Origin of the sequence: Streptomyces sp. AC512_CC834 (genome assembly GCF_019049325.1) — a bacterium.
Taxonomy (GTDB): Bacteria; Actinomycetota; Actinomycetes; order Streptomycetales; family Streptomycetaceae; genus Streptomyces.
In genome coordinates this window covers 135,451-150,934 of record NZ_JAGMUO010000097.1, presented here as the reverse complement: position 1 = coordinate 150,934, position 15,484 = coordinate 135,451, and the positions used below count along the sequence as shown (strand labels likewise).

Genomic DNA, 15,484 nt, shown 5'->3' with positions numbered 1-15,484 from the left:
CACGCGAACCACCGACGGGCCGATTCCGGTCGCCGGTGGAAGAGGGGAAGGTCAGACGGCGGCAACCGGCGAGCTGGTCGCTCGCGCGCTCGCGAAGATGCTTCTGCCGATGACGTTCATGTCACGAAGACAACGCTCCCGGCGCCTGTGAGCACATGGATATTCCGCAACCGCGGCATCCTGTCCGGGAGTCCCTACCTTGGTAGGAACAAACAGCGGTAGAACAAGCAGAGGCAGAACGAGCAGCGCGGGACGACAGACACGGGGGAGCAGCATGGCCGACTTCCATCCCTTCAGCAGGCGCGAGCACCTCGCGCGGACACTGCTCACCTCGTTGTGGGCGCTGATCCCCGTCCTGACGCTCGGACTCGGGACGCTGCCACTGATGATTCATGCGACGGTGCGCACGAAGAGCCGGGCGCAGGCGCTGGCCACCGTGCCCTACGGTGTGGCGGCCGCGCTGTTCGTCACCTGCGACCCGGACGTGTCCGCCACGAACGAAGCGGTCTTCGGCGCCGCCATGTTCTTCAACATCCTCGTCGGGACCGGTCACGCGTTCGGGATCCGGTCCCGGGTGTGGAAGAGCCCCGACGCCGACTTGATGCGCCCCCTGCAGAACCGGCAGCGTGCCCTGCTCGCCGCGCACCGCGACGAGCGTGCGGCGCGGGAGACCGCGCGGGACATCACCGCCACCGATCCGCGCCGGGCGCTCGAACTGCGCATCGGCCGTGTCGACCTGGCCGACCGCGCGTTCCCCGACGGCGGTCTCGTCGACGTCAACAACGTGCCGGCGGACGTCCTGGCCCGGCACCTGACCCTGTCGGACGAACGCGCCGCGGAGGCCGTGCGCATGCGACCGGTGGTCGGTGGCTTCGAGTCGGTCGACGACCTGTCGGTCACCATGGACCTCCCACCCCGGCATCTCGACGCCGTCGCGGACCGGTTGGTGTTCCTGCCACCGCAGGAGGGCACGAACCCGGCCTAGGAACCGCCCCGGGAACCATGTCGTGCGGGCCGGGCGCCTCGCCCGGATGGCCCGGACGGCCCGCGCCCTCGTAACACCTCAGCTTTCACAGCGCATCGGTTTCGTCACGGCTCCCCGCCCCTCGGTCGGCGGCGCGGCGGACGGCAGGCACGATGGGACGGTACGACGACGACATTCGCCGTCGTGAACGCGGCACACGGGGGGACGCATGGCCTGGGGGAGAAGGACACGGGCGCGGGTACGGCTGTGCGGCGGCGCGCTCGCCCTGGCCGTCCTGGCGACGGGCTGCTGGGGAGAAGGAGGCGATGCCGACGGCACGGACGACCCGTCCGCGAGCCCCGAGGCCTCCGGCGGCGCCGCCGCTGCCGAACCCGACGGCCCGTTCCTGGGTTTCGTGCCCGACCCGGACCGGCGGCCGAAGAACCGCGCACAGGCGTTGAAGGTCGCCCGCAAGGTCGTCGCGAAGCCGGAGGACTGGGGAGCGGGGTACGTCAAGAGCAGCGACTACAAGAGCGGGCCCCGGCGCACCCCCGAGCTGAGCGAGGACTGCGTGTGGGAGCAACGGAGGCTGCCCGACTCCGAGTTCGCCGCCGTCGTCCGGCGCAGCGAGCTGCCCGCGAAGGGCGACGCCGGGCCGATGCGGGTCGCCGCCGTCGTCACGGTCCACCGCACCGAGGAGAGCGCCCGCTGGGAGATGGCGCGCACCCTGGAGGAGCCGCTGCGCTGCCCCGGCCAGCGGCTGAACGCCACCGAGCGCGTCACCGGACTGCGCTCCGGCGGGGATCTGTCACCGGACCCGAGCGGCGCCACCGACTACCTCCAGGAGAGTGGCGAGGTCCACAGCGACCTGCCCGGCAGCCCCCACCCGTACGTCTGGGACGTGTGCCGGATGGGCACCGTCACCCTCGCCGTCTCGGTGAAGAGCGCCACCGGCCACGACAAGCAGGAGGCGCTGGCCACCAGCTCGAAGGTCATCGGATACATGGGGGCCAGAGTCATCATGGAGATGGGGGTGCGCAAGTGAGCGGGCCGCTGCTCCCGGGCGACCCGGGGACGATCGGCGGCCACCGCCTGCTGGCCCGGCTCGGCGCGGGCGGCATGGGCGTGGTCTACCTCGGACGGTCCGCCACCGGAGCGCTGGCCGCCGTCAAGGTCGTCCTGCCGGAACTCGCCGACGAGCCCGACTTCCGGGCCCGGTTCCGGCGCGAGGTGGAGGCGGCCGGCCGGGTGATCAGTCCTTGGGCGGTGCCGGTGACCGGCGCGGGACCCGACGAGCCCACACCGTGGCTGGCGACGGCCTTCGTACCGGGCCCCTCGCTGGGCGAGGCGGTCCACCGCTCGGGCCCGCTGCCGACGCACAGCGTGCGCGCCCTGGGCCGGATGCTGGCCGCCGCCCTGCGCGCCGTGCACGCGGCGGGGATCGTCCACCGCGACGTCAAGCCCGCCAACGTGCTCCTCGCCGTCGACGGGCCCAGGCTCATCGACTTCGGCATCGCCCGGTCCACCGGCCACACCGCGCTCACCGCGACGGGTCTGGTCGCGGGCACCCCCGGCTTCCTCTCCCCGGAGCAGGCCGAGGCCCGGCTCGACTCGCTCGGCCCGCCGAGCGACGTGTTCGCCCTCGGTTGTCTGCTCGCGTACGCGGCCACCGGACGGCTCCCGTTCGGCGAGGGCACCGCGCAGGCCGTGCTGTACCGGACCGTGCACGACGAACCCGACCTGGAGGGCATCGGCGCGGACGGTGGCGGCGCCCACGGCCACGCCGCCGCCGGCGACGAGCTGCGCGCGCTCACGCGGGAGTGCCTGGCCAAGGACCCCGCGGCCCGCCCCGACGCGGCGGAGATCGAGTCCCGTCTGGCGGGGGACGCCCCCTCCGGCGGCGCCTGGCTGCCCCCGCACGTCGTACGGGACATCGCCGACCGCTCGGCCCGCATGCTGGCGCTGCCCGACATCGACCGCACCGTCACCGACCTGCCGAACGGCGCTCCGGCCCCGCCGCACGGCGGCGTGAGCCGACGCAGGGTCCTCGCGCTCGGCTCGGGCGGCGCGGTGCTCGCGGTGGCCGGCGCGGGCGCCGCACTGTGGGCCGCGACCCGCGACGACGCCGCCCCACCGGCCGGGGAGGAGACCTGGGCGGTCGGCGTGCACGCCGACCTCAGCGGCCCCGGCAAGGCGGCGGGGCGGGCACACGAGCAGGGCGTGCGGCTCGCCTTGGAGCAGCACAACGCCCGCGCCGACAAACCCTTCGAACTGCGGCTGCGGACCGCCGACGACCGCGGCTCGCAACAGCGCGCCCGGGCCGCCGCGCAGAGCCTGGTGCGCGACCGCGGCGTGCTCGCCGTGATCGGCCCGACCACCGACGCCTGCGTCGACGGCGCGGTCGCCACCTACGAGGAGGCGCTGCTGCCGATGCTCCTCGTCAAACCCGGCGCCTTCCGGCTCGTCGGCCGCCGCTACCGGGCACCGCTGCACTGCCGGTCGCTGGTGTACGCGCTCGGGTTCGGGCTCGCCGTCCAGCTCACCCGGCAGGAGAAGGTCTCCTACCCCGGGCTGCTGCAGGACCGCACGGCGGATCCCGTCGCCTGGCAGGTCACCCAGGGCGTCACCGACGCGATGCGCAAGGCGCGCACCCGGTTCTACCCGCGCGTGGTGCCGTCCGGCCTGGACGATCTCGGCCCGCAGGTCACGGACATCCTCGACGCGAAGGTCGACTCCTTCGTCTACGCGGGGCCCGCCGAGGGCGCGGCGGGTGTTGCGCGCGGCCTCGCCGCCGCGGGGTTCGACGGTCCGCGGGTCGGCCCGGAGGAGGTGGCCGAGCCCGCGTTCCTCGACGAGGCGGGTGCGGCCGCCGAGGGCTGGCTGCTCGGCACGTCCTTCGTCGACCCGGAACGGCTGCCCGCGGCCGCTTCGTTCACGAGCGCGTTCCGCCGCCGCTTCGACGCACCGCCCGGCCGCTACGCGGTGGAGGCGTACGACGCGGCGAACCTCGCCATCGACCAACTGGTGCGGGGCGTACGGGACGGCCGGCCACCGGAGCGCGCCCGGCTCGCGACGCTGCTGCGCGCCGCCCGGTACCGCGGCATCACCAAGACGTACGTGTTCAACCGGGACAACGGCCGGTTCGAGGGCGAGGTGTGCTACCTGCACCGCGTCGAGAACGGCGAGTTCCGCTTCCTCGGTGCCGTGCCGGGAGGGGACTAGCCGGTGGGCGATCGGGGGTCGGCGGTGCGGCCGCTGCGTCGGGGCGATCCCGTCGAGATCGGCGGCCGGGTGCTGCTCGGACGGCTCGGCGCGGGCGGCATGGGCGTGGTCTACCTGGCCCGCTCGCCCGGCGGCGGCCTGGCGGCGGTGAAACTGGTGCGCGCGGAACACGCCGCCGAGCCCGCCTTCCGGGCGCGGTTCCGCCGCGAGACGCAGGCCGCCGCACGGCTGTCCGGCCGCTGGCTCGTGCCGCTCACCGCCGCCGATCCCGAGGCCGCGGTGCCCTGGCTGGCCACCCTGTTCGTGCCGGGCCCGAACCTCGCCGAGGCCGTCGAGGTTCACGGCCCGCTGCCCGAACACACCGTGCGCGTCCTCGGCGTACGGCTCGCGCAGGCGCTGGGCGACGTGCACACGGCGGGGCTGGTGCACCGCGACGTGAAGCCCGGCAACATCCTGCTCGCCCTCGACGGTCCACGGCTGATCGACTTCGGCATCGCCCGGGCCGACGGCATCACCGCGCTGACCGCCAGTGGCCTGGTCATCGGCTCACCCGGATTCCTCTCCCCGGAGCAGGCACAGGCACGGTCCGGCGGCGCCGGGCCGCCCAGCGACGTGTTCTCCCTCGGCTGCGTCCTCGCCTACGCGGTGTCCGGGCGGCGCCCCTTCGAGGCGGGCACCGTGGCGGGCTCGCTGTTCCGCACCGTCCACGAGGAACCCGATCTCACCGGCACGCCGCCGCCCCTGCTTGCGCTGCTGCGCGCGTGCCTGGCCAAGGACCCGCGCGACCGGCCCGGCATCGACACCGTACGGGAGGAGTTGGCCGCCGGACTCCCGGCGGATGCGTACGACGGCTGGCTGCCCGCGCCGCTGCCCGGAGTCATCGCCGAACGCACCGCGGCGGTCATCGCCCTGCCCGACCCGGAGCCGCCCGCCCCCGCGGCGTCACAGGAGGCCACCGACGCGCGGACCGCGCAGTACACGGCCGTGAACAGGGGGACGACCCGCCGCCGGATGCTCCGGCTCGGCCTCGGAGCCGGGCTCGCCACGGCGGTGACCGGGGCCGGGCTCGCCGCCCTGCGCCTGGCGTGGCCCGGCGCGGCGGACGACGGCGATCCCACGCCGCTGCCCCGCTACGCCGTCGGGTTGCACGCCGACCTGTCGGGCCCGTCCAGGGTGCTCGGGCAGGCACAGGAGCGGGGCGCACGACTCGCGGTGGCGCACTTCAACGCCGACGGGGACCGCCCCTTCGACCTGAGCCTGACCGTCCTCGACGACCGGGGCGACGCCGGCCGCGCGGCCGAGGTGGCGGACCGGTTCGTGGCCGACCCCGAGATCGTCGCCGTACTCGGCCCCACCGCGGAGGCGGGGTTCGCGGCCGTCGCGGACCGGTACGAGCGGGCGCTGCTGCCCATGGTGACCGTCTCCGCGCGCCCGTCGCTCATGTCCCTCGCCTCACGGCAGGCGCTCTTCCAGCTCCGGGCGAACAGGGTGGACTCTGCCGACGGGTTCCTGCGCTACCTCGGCAGAGCGGAACGGACGGCACACACCGCCGTCGTCGACGACCGCGCCGCCACCGACGACGAGGACTGGGGCCTGGTCGAGCGGATCCTGCAGACTCCGCCCACCGGCGGCCGGGTCAGTGTGCACCAAGTCCCGGCGGGGGAGAGTGGGCTGGACGGCGCGGCCCGGTCGGTGCGGGACTCCGGCGCACAGGCGGTGGTCTACGCCGGCGCCTCACCGGCCCGCGCGGCCCGGTGCGCGCGGGCCCTGCGACGGACCGGCTTCGACGGCCCCCGCATGGCACCGGAACCGGTCCTGTCCCCGGAACTGCCCGCGGACGGGCACGCGGCTCGCTTCCCGTTCATCGAGGAAGCGGGAGACGCCGCGGAGGGCTGGCTGTGCGTGACCGCGTACGTCGACGCGGCCCGGCTGCCCGCGGCGCGGAGCTTCACCGCCGCGTACGCCGAACGGTTCCCGTCCGCGCCCGCGCCCGGACCCGCCGCGCCCTTCGCCCTGGAGACCTACGACGCCCTGCTGCTCATCGGCTCCGCGCTGCGCCGCCCCGCCGACGGCGGCCCGGAACGCGGCTCCACCGCGACGCGACTGCGCCGGGCCCGGTACGACGGCCTCGCCAAATCGATCGGCTTCGCCCCGGACACCGGGGCGTTCGAGAACGCGGCCGGAATCTTCCTCTACCGGGTGGAGCACGGCGCACCGGTCTTCCTCGGCAACTACCGAGACGTGGCGAAGCCCGCGTGAATACACAGAGCCCTGTCACCCGTCCGTGAGGTCCCCCGCCCACACGCCAGGGGTTCGGCCCGACCAGGGCTGCGCCTGTTCGAGCTGTCCGGCGAGGCGGAAGAGGAGCCCCTCGAGTCCGTAACCGGCAGCGAACTGCATACCGACCGGGAGCCCCGTCCCGGCGTCCGCCGTCACCGGCACCGACATGGCGGGCGTACCCGTGACGTTGAACGCCGTCGTGAACGGCGAACGGTCGTTGAGACGGTCGATCCAGCCGAGGCCGTCCAACTCCTCCGCGCCCTCGGCATGGGCGCCCAGCGGCGGGGGAAGCTCCGGCAGGGTGGGCGTGAGCAGGATGTCGTACGTGCCGAAGTACCGGGCCAGGCTTCGCGCGACCCGGTTGCGGACCGCCAGAGCGGCGACGAACTCGACTCCGCCGACCCCCTGCCCGTAGCGGTGGGCGGCCAGCGTCACCGGCTCGAGGGTCGAGGAGTCGGCCGGCCGGCCGAAGGCGGCGGCCAGTTCGTCGACCGAGGCCGCGAGATTCGCCGTCGACAGACGGGCGTTGGCCAGCACGAACTCCTCCCAGTCGACACCGAGCCCGACCGTGACCTCCTCCGTGCGGTGGCCGAGGGAGTCGAGCAGGCGCACGGTACGGGACAGCGCGTCGGCCACCGGAGCGGCGGTCCGGCGTCCACCCCAGGCGTGGGGGAGAACCCCGATCCGCAGCGAGCCCGGAGGCCGGTCGACCTCCTCCGTGTAGGGCCGGGGCGGCTGCTCGGCGAAGTAGGGGTCACCCGGTTCCGGACCGCTTATCCGGTCGAGCAGGGCCGCGCTGTCCCGCACGGTGCGGCTGACGCTCCCGTGGACGGCCAGCCCGTTGAAGCCCTCGTCGACGTCGGGCCCCATGGAGACCCGGCCGCGGGTGGGCTTCAGCCCGAAGAGGCCGTTGTACGCGGCGGGGATGCGCAGCGAGCCGGCCGCGTCGGTGGCGTGCGCGAGAGGGACCGCTCCGGAGGCGACGGCCGCGCCCGCGCCCCCGCTGGACCCGCCGGCGCTCAGCCGGAGGTTCCACGGGTTGCGGGTCGGGCCGTACCACACCGGTTCCGTGGTGATGCTGTAGGCCAGCTCCGGTGTCGCGGTACGGCCGATGGTCAGGAGGCCGGCGCGGCGGAAGCGCAGCATCAGGGACGAGTCGGCGCGGGCGACGTTCCCGGCCGCGAGACGGCTGCCCAGTTCCGTGCGCCGGCCCGCCATGGCGACACCGAAGTCCTTGATCAGGAAGGGTGCGCCGGCCAGTGGTGTGCTGCCGGGCGAGGGCCGGTCGTCGGCCGGCCAGGTCTCCACGACGGCGTTGATCCGCGGGTTGACCCGCCGGGCGGCCTCGCGTGCGGCCGCTTCCACTTCGGCCGGGGTCACCTCGCCCCTGGCCACCAGCTCCGCGAGCCCCACCGCGTCGAAGCGCACGTACTCGGCAACTCTCACTGTCACTCCTCAGAACGAAGAACGAAGAACGGTACTGTCCAGTCCCGAATGATACCTATCGGTATCGAGCGGCACGGACTGGTACCGTAGCAGCCGGTGAAGGGCACCGACCGACCGGACGTCACGGAGCAGTCATGACATCGACCGTCAGAAGGCCGGGCAGGGTGGCGAAGCTGCCGCCTCGCGAACGCATCCTCGACGCGGCCGAGGAGCTCTTCCAGAGCGAGGGGATCCGGCGCGTGGGCGTCCAGGCGATCGCCGAGCGGGCCGAGACGACCAAGATGGCGATCTACCGGCACTTCGACACCAAGGACGCGCTGGTCGCCGAGTGGCTGCGGATCGTCGCCGCCGACTACCAGGCGGCCTTCGACCGCGTGGAGGCCGAACACCCCGGCCGGCCCAGGGAACAGATCCTGGGCCTGGCCCGCTTCATCGCCGAGGGGCTGCCGGTGCTCTCGCACCGGGGCTGCCCCTTCATCAACTCCCTCGCGGAACTGCCCGACCGTTCCCACCCCGCGCGGCAGGTGATCGAGGAGCACAAGGCCCGCCAGACCCGCAGACTGGTCGGCATGTGCGCCGCGGCGGGGCTGGCCGATCCCGAGCAGGTCGCGGCCCAGATCACCTTCGTACTCGAAGGCGCGCAGGTCAGCACGCAGAACGGAAGCATCGACCGGGCGGGGGAGCGGCTGATGGCAATCGTCGAGGGGATCCTGGACCAGTAGCGCCCCTCGACGCGTACGGGCCTGTGCCTTGACGGCCTGAGGCCGTCAGGGCCGCATGCGCTCACCGTCACCGTCACCGTCACCGTCACCGTCGCGGGATCCGGCGCCGAGGCGTGGTGTCGTCGCCCAGGAGGGGAGCCAGGTCGGCTCGGGCAGCGGTGTCAGGCTCGCGAAGTGGTTGATGATCGCCCGGAGTCCTGGGTGGGGATTCGTTCGGGCGAGGACGAGCGAGAGCGGGTAGGCGAGCGTCGGATTCGCGATGGGGATGCGGCGCAGGTCGTGGCTGGTCGGCCAGATGTACCGGTCGCGCGAGCCCACGAGGGTCGCCACGTCGTCGGAGTCCGCGAGGATGTCGAGGAGTACCTCGTTGCCGAAGTTCGGGCCCGCGGCGTCGACGCGGAGGTCGAAGCCGGCGGCGAGCTGGTCGTAGAAGTCCGCCCATTCGCTGCGCGGCGCGATGCCGGGCACCCAGATCCGGTGCCGATGCAGTTGGGCGGGTGTCAGGGTGCGTGCGGCGGCGAGCGGGTGCCTCGGGCCGACGAGGAGTTCCAGCGGGGAGTGGAACGCGTGGATCATCCGCACGTCGCCCGGCAGCGCGGCCGGATCGGTGACCGAGCGGAACGAGGCGTCGATGTCGCCCGCCCGCACGGCGGCCACCGCCAGGCGCGGGTCGTTGACCCTGAGCGTCACCACGTCGAGCTCGGTCTCGGGATGGGACCGCCAATAGTCGTGCAGGACGACCGCCTGTGCGGAACGCAGGCCGAGAACGTCGATCCGCAGAGCCCGCGAGCCCGGTCTGATCGAGGTGACGGCGCGATCGACACCCGTGACGACGCTCCGGGCGTGCGGCAAGAAGGCCTGCCCGTCGAGCGTCAGCTCGACCCCTCGGGCGGTGCGGGTGAACAACCGGACGTCGAGTTCGCGCTCGAGAGCGGCGATCCGCTTCGAGACGGCCTGCTGTGTCACACCGAGCTCGTCGGCGGCGTGCCGCAGTTGGCCGAGCTCGGCCGCACGGACGAACGATCGCACCGCCTCGGTATCCATCGATCGAGCATAGACCGCTCAACCGATGGTTGTGGCTCACTCCGCCCGGCCGACTATGTTGTGATCACCACTTCGTGTCATAACCTCGTCCCTGGGGACGTCAGTTGGCATGTGTGTCCACACCGAGGAGGCGACGGTGCTCAAAAGGGGCGGTTCGCGAGTGCTCGCATGCGCCTTGGTCCTGGCCTGCTTCGTGCTGGTCGGTCCCAGTGCCCCGGGCGGCGCCCCTTCCGGCAGGTCACTGCCGGTCGAGGCGGTCAAGGACGTCGTGCCGAACCGGGTCATGACGTGGAACCTGTGCAACCCCTGCGACGTGAGCAACCTCGACCAGGCGGCGGAGATCGCCGCGTACGCGCCCCAGGTCATCGGCATGCAGGAGGCGTGCGCACGGGACGTCGACAGGATCCGGGACTACCTGGAGGTCTTCCACGGGCTGGTCTACCACGTCGAGCACGGGTCGGTTCTCCAGAACTGGCGCCGCTGCGGGGGCGCACCGTGGAATCCGGGGGGCTTCGGCCAGGCGATCCTCTCGGCGGCACCGATGTCGGACGCCGTCGACGTGGAATACCCCGAGGGCGGATCCGAGGACCGTGGGTACATGGCGGTCACCACCGAGGTGGGCGGCCGGTCCGTCCGGGTCTTCAACACGCACCTCGCCCAACGACGTCAGGAAGAGTTCCGGAAGGGCCAGGTCGGCGTACTCGCCGCAGAAGTCGCCCGGCACGACCGCGCCGTCGTTCTCGGCGACTTCAACGCCGTGCCGGACGCTCCCGAACTCGACCCCATGTGGGCTCAGGCCACGGACGCGGACCCCGAGTGCCATCCCGCGCCCGTCGGCACCTGCGAGCCGACCACGGACTGGAACAGCAAGTTCGACTACGTCTTCCTGCGCGGCATCGCCGCCCTCGGGCACCGCGTGCGGCCCACCGAGAACTCGGACCACCACGTCCTGTACACCGACCTGGCACCGGGACGCGACGTCACCTGATGTTCGACCGAAAGCCGTTCAGCGGGCGCCGAGTTCGCCGGCCAGCGCCTTCGCCTCGGCCTCGGTGAAATCGCCGACGATCTGCACCTGTCCTCCGGTGATGGCCGCCGTGATGGCGGGGGCGGTGAGGAGCCGGTCGCCGAGGACGACGGCAACCTGGTTCTTGGGGGACGCGCGCTGCGCGGCGCGCATGGTGAGGTCCGTGAACCGTTCGGCGTCGTCGTCCTTGAACGTCATCAGGATCAGCCAGCCGCCGGCCCGCTCGTCGAACTCGGTGGTCACCTCCCGCAGTTGGCGCACGCTCATCCGGTCCGCGCCCCGGGTGGAGATCCGGTAGCAGGCGTCCACGTCGCCGGCGTAGAACGTGGGCGGGGGCAGTGCGTCGGTGCACTTCCCGGCCGCGCTCTGCTCCACCATGACCAGCCGCAGGTCCTGCCGAACCGCCCCCGGGGCCTCGGCCTTGGCCCCCTCGTCCTGAAGCGCGTAGACGACGGCTCCTGCGGCGAGCAGCCCCACCAGGGTCACGGCGGTCAGGAGGCGGGCTCCCCGACGGCGGAGCCCGCCGGGCCGGGAGTCCGGCAGGTGGTGGGTGCGGTCGGTGGCGGGCGGGGTGCGCTCGGTGACCGCCTCCGGGTCGATCCGCCGCTGCGCCGCGTCCGCCTCCTCGGTACGGCGCCGGCGGTGCTGTTCGATCGCGGTGGACCAGCCCCGCGGAAGCCAGTCGGTGGCGCCGCGCGCCTGCGGACGGTCGGCGAGAACAGTGCCGACCTCGGCCAGCAGGAGGTCCGGGGTGGGGCGGGCGCCGGGGTCGGGAGCGAGACAGGGGCGTATCAAGGCGCCGAGTTCGCCGGGCAGACCGGCCAGATCGAGATCGCCCTCGGCCGCGCGGACCAGTTGTTCGAGCGCGGTGCCCTGGCCCATGTCCCGGTACGGACTGCGTCCGGTGGCCAGGTGGAAGAGGGTGGCGCCGAGAGAGAACACGTCGGACGCGGCGGTCGTCGGTTCTCCCCGGGCCTGTTCGGGCGCCGCGAAGGCGATGGTGCCGAGGGCGGCCCTGGTGCGGGTGATGTCGGCGGCCTGGGAGATGCCGAAGTCGATCAGACGGGGCCCGTCCTCGGGCAGCAGGACATTGGACGGCTTCACGTCGCGGTGGACCAACCCCGCGGTATGGATGCTCACCAGCGCCTCGACCATGCCGGCAGCCACCCAGTACAGTCCGGCCCGCGGCAACGGGCCCTGCGACGCCACGAGTTCGCGCAGCGACGGAGCCGGAATGTACTCGGTGGCCATCCAGGGGACGTGTGCGTCGGCGTCGGCGTCCACGACGCTCGCGGTGAACAGGCCCCGTACCCGGCGGGCCAGCTCCACCTCCCTGGCGAAGCGCCGGCGGTCCGCGTCGGCTGTGACCCCGTCGACGGCGTTGAGCAGCGTCTTCACGGCGACGGTGCGGCCACCGGGGGAACGCGCGAGATACACCCGGCCCATGCCGCCGCTCGCCAATTCGCTGAGCACCGTATAAGGGCCGATCCGCTCACCGGGCCGTACCGCGCCCGTCCACTCCGCCTGCACCGGCGTCCCCCATTCCCCCGGCCGGCGACGGGCCGGATCACGTCAACGCGGTCAGCCTAGGGGCCCCGCGTCCCGGCCGAAGGACCTTCACGATCACATCACCGCTCCGGCGACGTCGTCGCCGAACTCGCCGCGTTCTCCGGCAGGCATCTGAGTGGCTGACCGCCCGCCCGCGGGAGCGTGCGGCTCAGGCCGGGCGGAGACAGAAGGGGTGCCCGGCCGGGCTGGCGTAGACCCGGCCGCCTTCCTGTGCGTCTGGGTCGACGTCTTCCGTGGGCCGCAGGCGCCGCGCCCCGGCCCGCAGCGCCAGCCGGTCCGCGCGCGCGAGGTCGTCCGTCGTCAGATCGACGTGCAACTGCTGCGAGTCGCCGTCGGGCCACCGCGGGGGGAGATGGCCCGGTGCCCGCTGGACCACGAAAACCGGGAACCCGTCGATCCGGAGAAAGTGGTGGGTCGCGGTCTTCGAGATCGAGCCACCCAGCAACTGGTGCCAGAACGCACTCTCGCGCTCCGGCTCGGCCGCGTCGATGATCAGTGCGCCGAGGTTGATACTCATCCTTGGTTCTCCGTCCTTCCGCTGCTCGGTCTCGGCCTCACACCACCGGGATGATGCCGCCGTCGACCCGGAACTCGGCTCCCGTGAGCCACTTCGCGCGGCCGGAGGCGAGGAACGCGATCATCTCCGCCACGTCCTCGGGATCGCCGGGCCGGCCCATCGGCACGTTCAGGTGATCCACGACCTGCTGCCGTACGTCCGCCACACCGACGCCCTGCTGGTCGGCCATGCGCCGGAGATGTGCGGCGGCCCCCTCGGTCGCCACAAAGCCCGGCAGGACACACACCACGCGCACACCGTGCTCGCCCACCTCGGTCGCCAGCTCACGGCTGTAGACGTTGAGGGCCGCCTTCGCCGCCGCGTAGGACGCCTCGGTGCGCTGCGGCAGCCGGCTCGCGATCGACGAGACGTGCACGACGACGCCGGAACCCCGCTCGACCATCCCCGGGACCAGGGCCCGGTCGAGGCGGACGGCACTGAGCAGGTTCATCTCCAGGTCCGCGTGCCACGACTCGTCGGACCGCTTCAGGGTCGGCGCCGGGTCGCTCGCGGCGCCCGCGTTGTTGACCAGGACGTCCACCCCGCCCACGCTGTCGACGACCCGTCGGCCCAGTTCCGTCACGCCCTGTTCCGTCGAAAGGTCGGCGGGGACGAAGGTGGCCGGAAGGTCCTTCGCAGGCGTGCTGCGCGATGCGGTCAGCACCGTCGCGCCCGCGGCGGCGAACCGACGCGCGGTCGCTTCGCCCAGACCTCGACTGCCGCCGGTGACCAGCACGCGAAGGCCGCCGAGCCCCTCTTCGGGCATCGTCATGGGTAGTTCCTCTCCAGTAAAGTGAACCTGACTCCGGAAACTATACGTAAGCGGAACCCGATTCACCTTATGGAGGCAGTGTTGCCGTCGTCACGTCCGCTGCGCGCTGATGCGCGGGGCAATCGCGAGGCGCTCCTGGCCGCGGCGCGGGAGGCGTTCCTCACCGGCGAGGCCGACGCCCACGTCAAGGAGATCGCCCGGCGGGCCGGCGTGGCGGTCGGGACGCTCTACCGCCACTTCGAGACACGCGAAGCCCTTGTCGAGGAGGTCTACCGGAAGGAGGTCGGGCACCTGTGTGCCGCACCCGCGGACCTCCTGGACCGGCATGCCCCCGACGAGGCCCTGCGGCGGTTCCTGCTGCTTCTCGTGGAGCACGCTGCCGTGGGCAAGGGAATGGCCGTCGCGCTGGAGAGCATCATGGCCACGGACTCACCGGTCTTCGACGATGCCCGCAGGCAGATGGCGCAGGCCCTCGACCGGTTGCTCGCGGCGGGCGTGGCGGCCGGCACCATTCGTGGCGGAGTCAGCGGGCGCACACTGCTGCGCGCGCTGGGAGGCATCTGCGGCATGCATGCCACGGAGGGCTGGCAGGACGAGGCCGTCCGCATCACGGCGATCCTCTTCGACGGCCTGCGATTCGGCGCGGGGAGCACCGGCTGAGCCTCCGGGCAGGGGCGGCGACACCGTCCCGGGAGGTGGAGCGCCTCACCACGGTGGGGCCGGGCGGGCCTGCCGCACCGGTCAGCCGTACATCGCCACGCGGTGGAGAGCCGCGAGGGCGTCGTCGATGGGGTGGGGCTGCGGCCTGCCCGAGGAGTCGAGCGCGTTCCACCTCTGGAGGTTCACCGCGACGGCCATCCGCCGCCTGCCGTCGGCACGGACCAGGGCCAGCGTGCCGGCCCCCCAGGCCGTGCCCCCGTGGCCCCAGAACGTGCCCCGACCGGGAGCCTCCACCGGGTGCAGGCCGAGGCCGTAGTCGATCGTCCTGCCCTCCTGGGAGACGACCGGCACGGTGCGCTGCATCTGCGCCAGCGACGACGGGCTGACGATCTCGCCAGCCAACAGCATCCCGAAGAAGCGGTTGAGGTCCGCGACGGTGGATATCAGCGAGGCCGCCGGTCCCACCCATGACATGTCGTAGACGCTGTAGTCGCGCGGCGGGTCGATCATGCCGAACCAGGCCTCGTAGACGCGCGAGTGCGGCCCGCCGACGTACGGCCCGGTGGGCAGCTCGGTGTCCTGGAGTCCGGCGCGCTCAATGACGTTCCGCGTGATGTACCGCTCGGCGGTGGTGCCGGTCACCTGCTTCAGGAGTTCGCCCAGGAGCAGGTAGTTGGTGTTCGAGTACACCCCCGGAGTCCCGCCCGGGGTGCCGACTGCGGGCGCCGTGACCCCCAGCTCGATCAGCTCGGTGGGGTGGAACCGTGTGAACCGGTGGTCGTCCAGGCTTTGGGGCCCCGTGTCGGCGAGTGCGGGGAACGCCTTCAGGGACGAGTAGGCGTGGGGGAGGTACTCGGCGAGGCCGCTGGTGTGGTTGATCAGCATCCGGACCGTGATCGCGTCGCCGCGTGCTCCGGGGACCAGCCCCGGAAGGTACCGGCCGATCGGCGCGTCGAGGTCGATCCGGCCCCTCTCGACCTGCTGCAGAACCGCGGCCGCGGTGAAGGTCTTGGTGATGCTGCCGACGCGGTGCCGCATGTCGGCGGTGACGGGGCGACCGGTGGCCACATCCGCGACTCCGGCGGCGCCGCGCCAGATCCGCTCGCCGTCGCGTACCTCGGCGAACAGGCCGGGCATCCCGGCGTGGTGGACGTTCTCGATGGCGGCGTTCAGTTCCGCGGGATCCAGTGGGTTGCTCACGACACGCGTCCTTTCCCGTTCC

General features: G+C 72.9%; 13 protein-coding genes. 7 read left to right on the top strand and 6 right to left on the bottom strand.

Features of this window, described 5'->3' with window-relative positions:
- The first annotated feature begins 274 nt into the window (after nt 1–274).
- The 4 genes from KUM40_RS28200 (at nt 275) to KUM40_RS28185 (ending at nt 6,445) form a co-directional block, all read left to right on the top strand.
- Nucleotides 275–985 (top strand): helix-hairpin-helix domain-containing protein, encoded by a 711-nt coding sequence (locus KUM40_RS28200; RefSeq protein WP_217169007.1) that lies wholly within the window; start codon nt 275–277, stop codon nt 983–985.
- Nucleotides 986–1,193: 208 nt separating this feature from the next.
- Nucleotides 1,194–2,009, top strand: coding sequence for a hypothetical protein (locus KUM40_RS28195; RefSeq protein WP_217169006.1), 816 nt, complete (start codon nt 1,194–1,196; stop codon nt 2,007–2,009).
- Entirely contained in the window at nt 2,006–4,186 is a 2,181-nt protein-coding gene (locus KUM40_RS28190) for a bifunctional serine/threonine-protein kinase/ABC transporter substrate-binding protein (protein ID WP_217169005.1), read from the top strand. Before KUM40_RS28195 ends, KUM40_RS28190 begins: the two co-directional genes overlap by 4 nt.
- 3 nt (nt 4,187–4,189) lie before the next feature.
- On the top strand, nt 4,190–6,445 hold the full coding sequence (locus KUM40_RS28185) for a bifunctional serine/threonine-protein kinase/ABC transporter substrate-binding protein (protein ID WP_308401260.1): 2,256 nt from the start codon (nt 4,190–4,192) through the stop codon (nt 6,443–6,445).
- Between the two features lie 15 nt (nt 6,446–6,460).
- Here KUM40_RS28185 and KUM40_RS28180 read toward each other — a convergent pair whose 3' ends face one another.
- The gene (locus tag KUM40_RS28180) at nt 6,461–7,912 is read right to left on the bottom strand and encodes an amidase (protein ID WP_217169004.1); all 1,452 of its coding nucleotides are present in this window, start codon (nt 7,910–7,912) and stop codon (nt 6,461–6,463) included.
- 134 nt (nt 7,913–8,046) lie between these two features.
- On the opposite strand from KUM40_RS28180, the gene KUM40_RS28175 reads away from it, so the two are divergent.
- The gene (locus KUM40_RS28175; RefSeq protein ID WP_217169003.1) at nt 8,047–8,634 is read left to right on the top strand and encodes a TetR/AcrR family transcriptional regulator; all 588 of its coding nucleotides are present in this window, start codon (nt 8,047–8,049) and stop codon (nt 8,632–8,634) included.
- A 45-nt stretch (nt 8,635–8,679) separates the two neighbouring features.
- On the opposite strand, the gene KUM40_RS28170 is transcribed toward KUM40_RS28175, so the two are convergent.
- Nucleotides 8,680–9,678 (bottom strand): LysR family transcriptional regulator, encoded by a 999-nt coding sequence (locus KUM40_RS28170; protein ID WP_217169002.1) that lies wholly within the window; start codon nt 9,676–9,678, stop codon nt 8,680–8,682.
- Between the two features lie 109 nt (nt 9,679–9,787).
- Here KUM40_RS28170 and KUM40_RS28165 point away from each other — a divergent pair, with 109 nt between their 5' ends.
- A complete protein-coding gene (locus KUM40_RS28165) occupies nt 9,788–10,666 on the top strand; it encodes an endonuclease/exonuclease/phosphatase family protein (RefSeq protein WP_217169001.1) in 879 nt (292 codons plus the stop codon).
- A gap of 18 nt (nt 10,667–10,684) precedes the next feature.
- Here KUM40_RS28165 and KUM40_RS28160 read toward each other — a convergent pair whose 3' ends face one another.
- The 3 genes from KUM40_RS28160 to KUM40_RS28150 form a co-directional block, all read right to left on the bottom strand.
- A complete protein-coding gene (locus KUM40_RS28160) occupies nt 10,685–12,235 on the bottom strand; it encodes a protein kinase (RefSeq protein ID WP_308401259.1) in 1,551 nt (516 codons plus the stop codon).
- 187 nt (nt 12,236–12,422) lie between these two features.
- Entirely contained in the window at nt 12,423–12,791 is a 369-nt protein-coding gene (locus tag KUM40_RS28155) for a VOC family protein (protein ID WP_217169000.1), read from the bottom strand.
- Nucleotides 12,792–12,828: 37 nt separating this feature from the next.
- Nucleotides 12,829–13,602: an oxidoreductase gene (locus tag KUM40_RS28150; protein ID WP_217168999.1), complete on the bottom strand. Its 774-nt coding sequence runs from the start codon at nt 13,600–13,602 to the stop codon at nt 12,829–12,831.
- An 81-nt stretch (nt 13,603–13,683) separates the two neighbouring features.
- Here KUM40_RS28150 and KUM40_RS28145 point away from each other — a divergent pair, with 81 nt between their 5' ends.
- Complete coding sequence (locus KUM40_RS28145; protein WP_217168998.1) at nt 13,684–14,262, top strand: TetR/AcrR family transcriptional regulator; 579 nt, start codon at nt 13,684–13,686, stop codon at nt 14,260–14,262.
- Nucleotides 14,263–14,343: 81 nt separating this feature from the next.
- Here KUM40_RS28145 and KUM40_RS28140 read toward each other — a convergent pair whose 3' ends face one another.
- On the bottom strand, nt 14,344–15,462 hold the full coding sequence (locus KUM40_RS28140; protein ID WP_308401258.1) for a serine hydrolase domain-containing protein: 1,119 nt from the start codon (nt 15,460–15,462) through the stop codon (nt 14,344–14,346).
- Nucleotides 15,463–15,484: the final 22 nt, after the last annotated feature.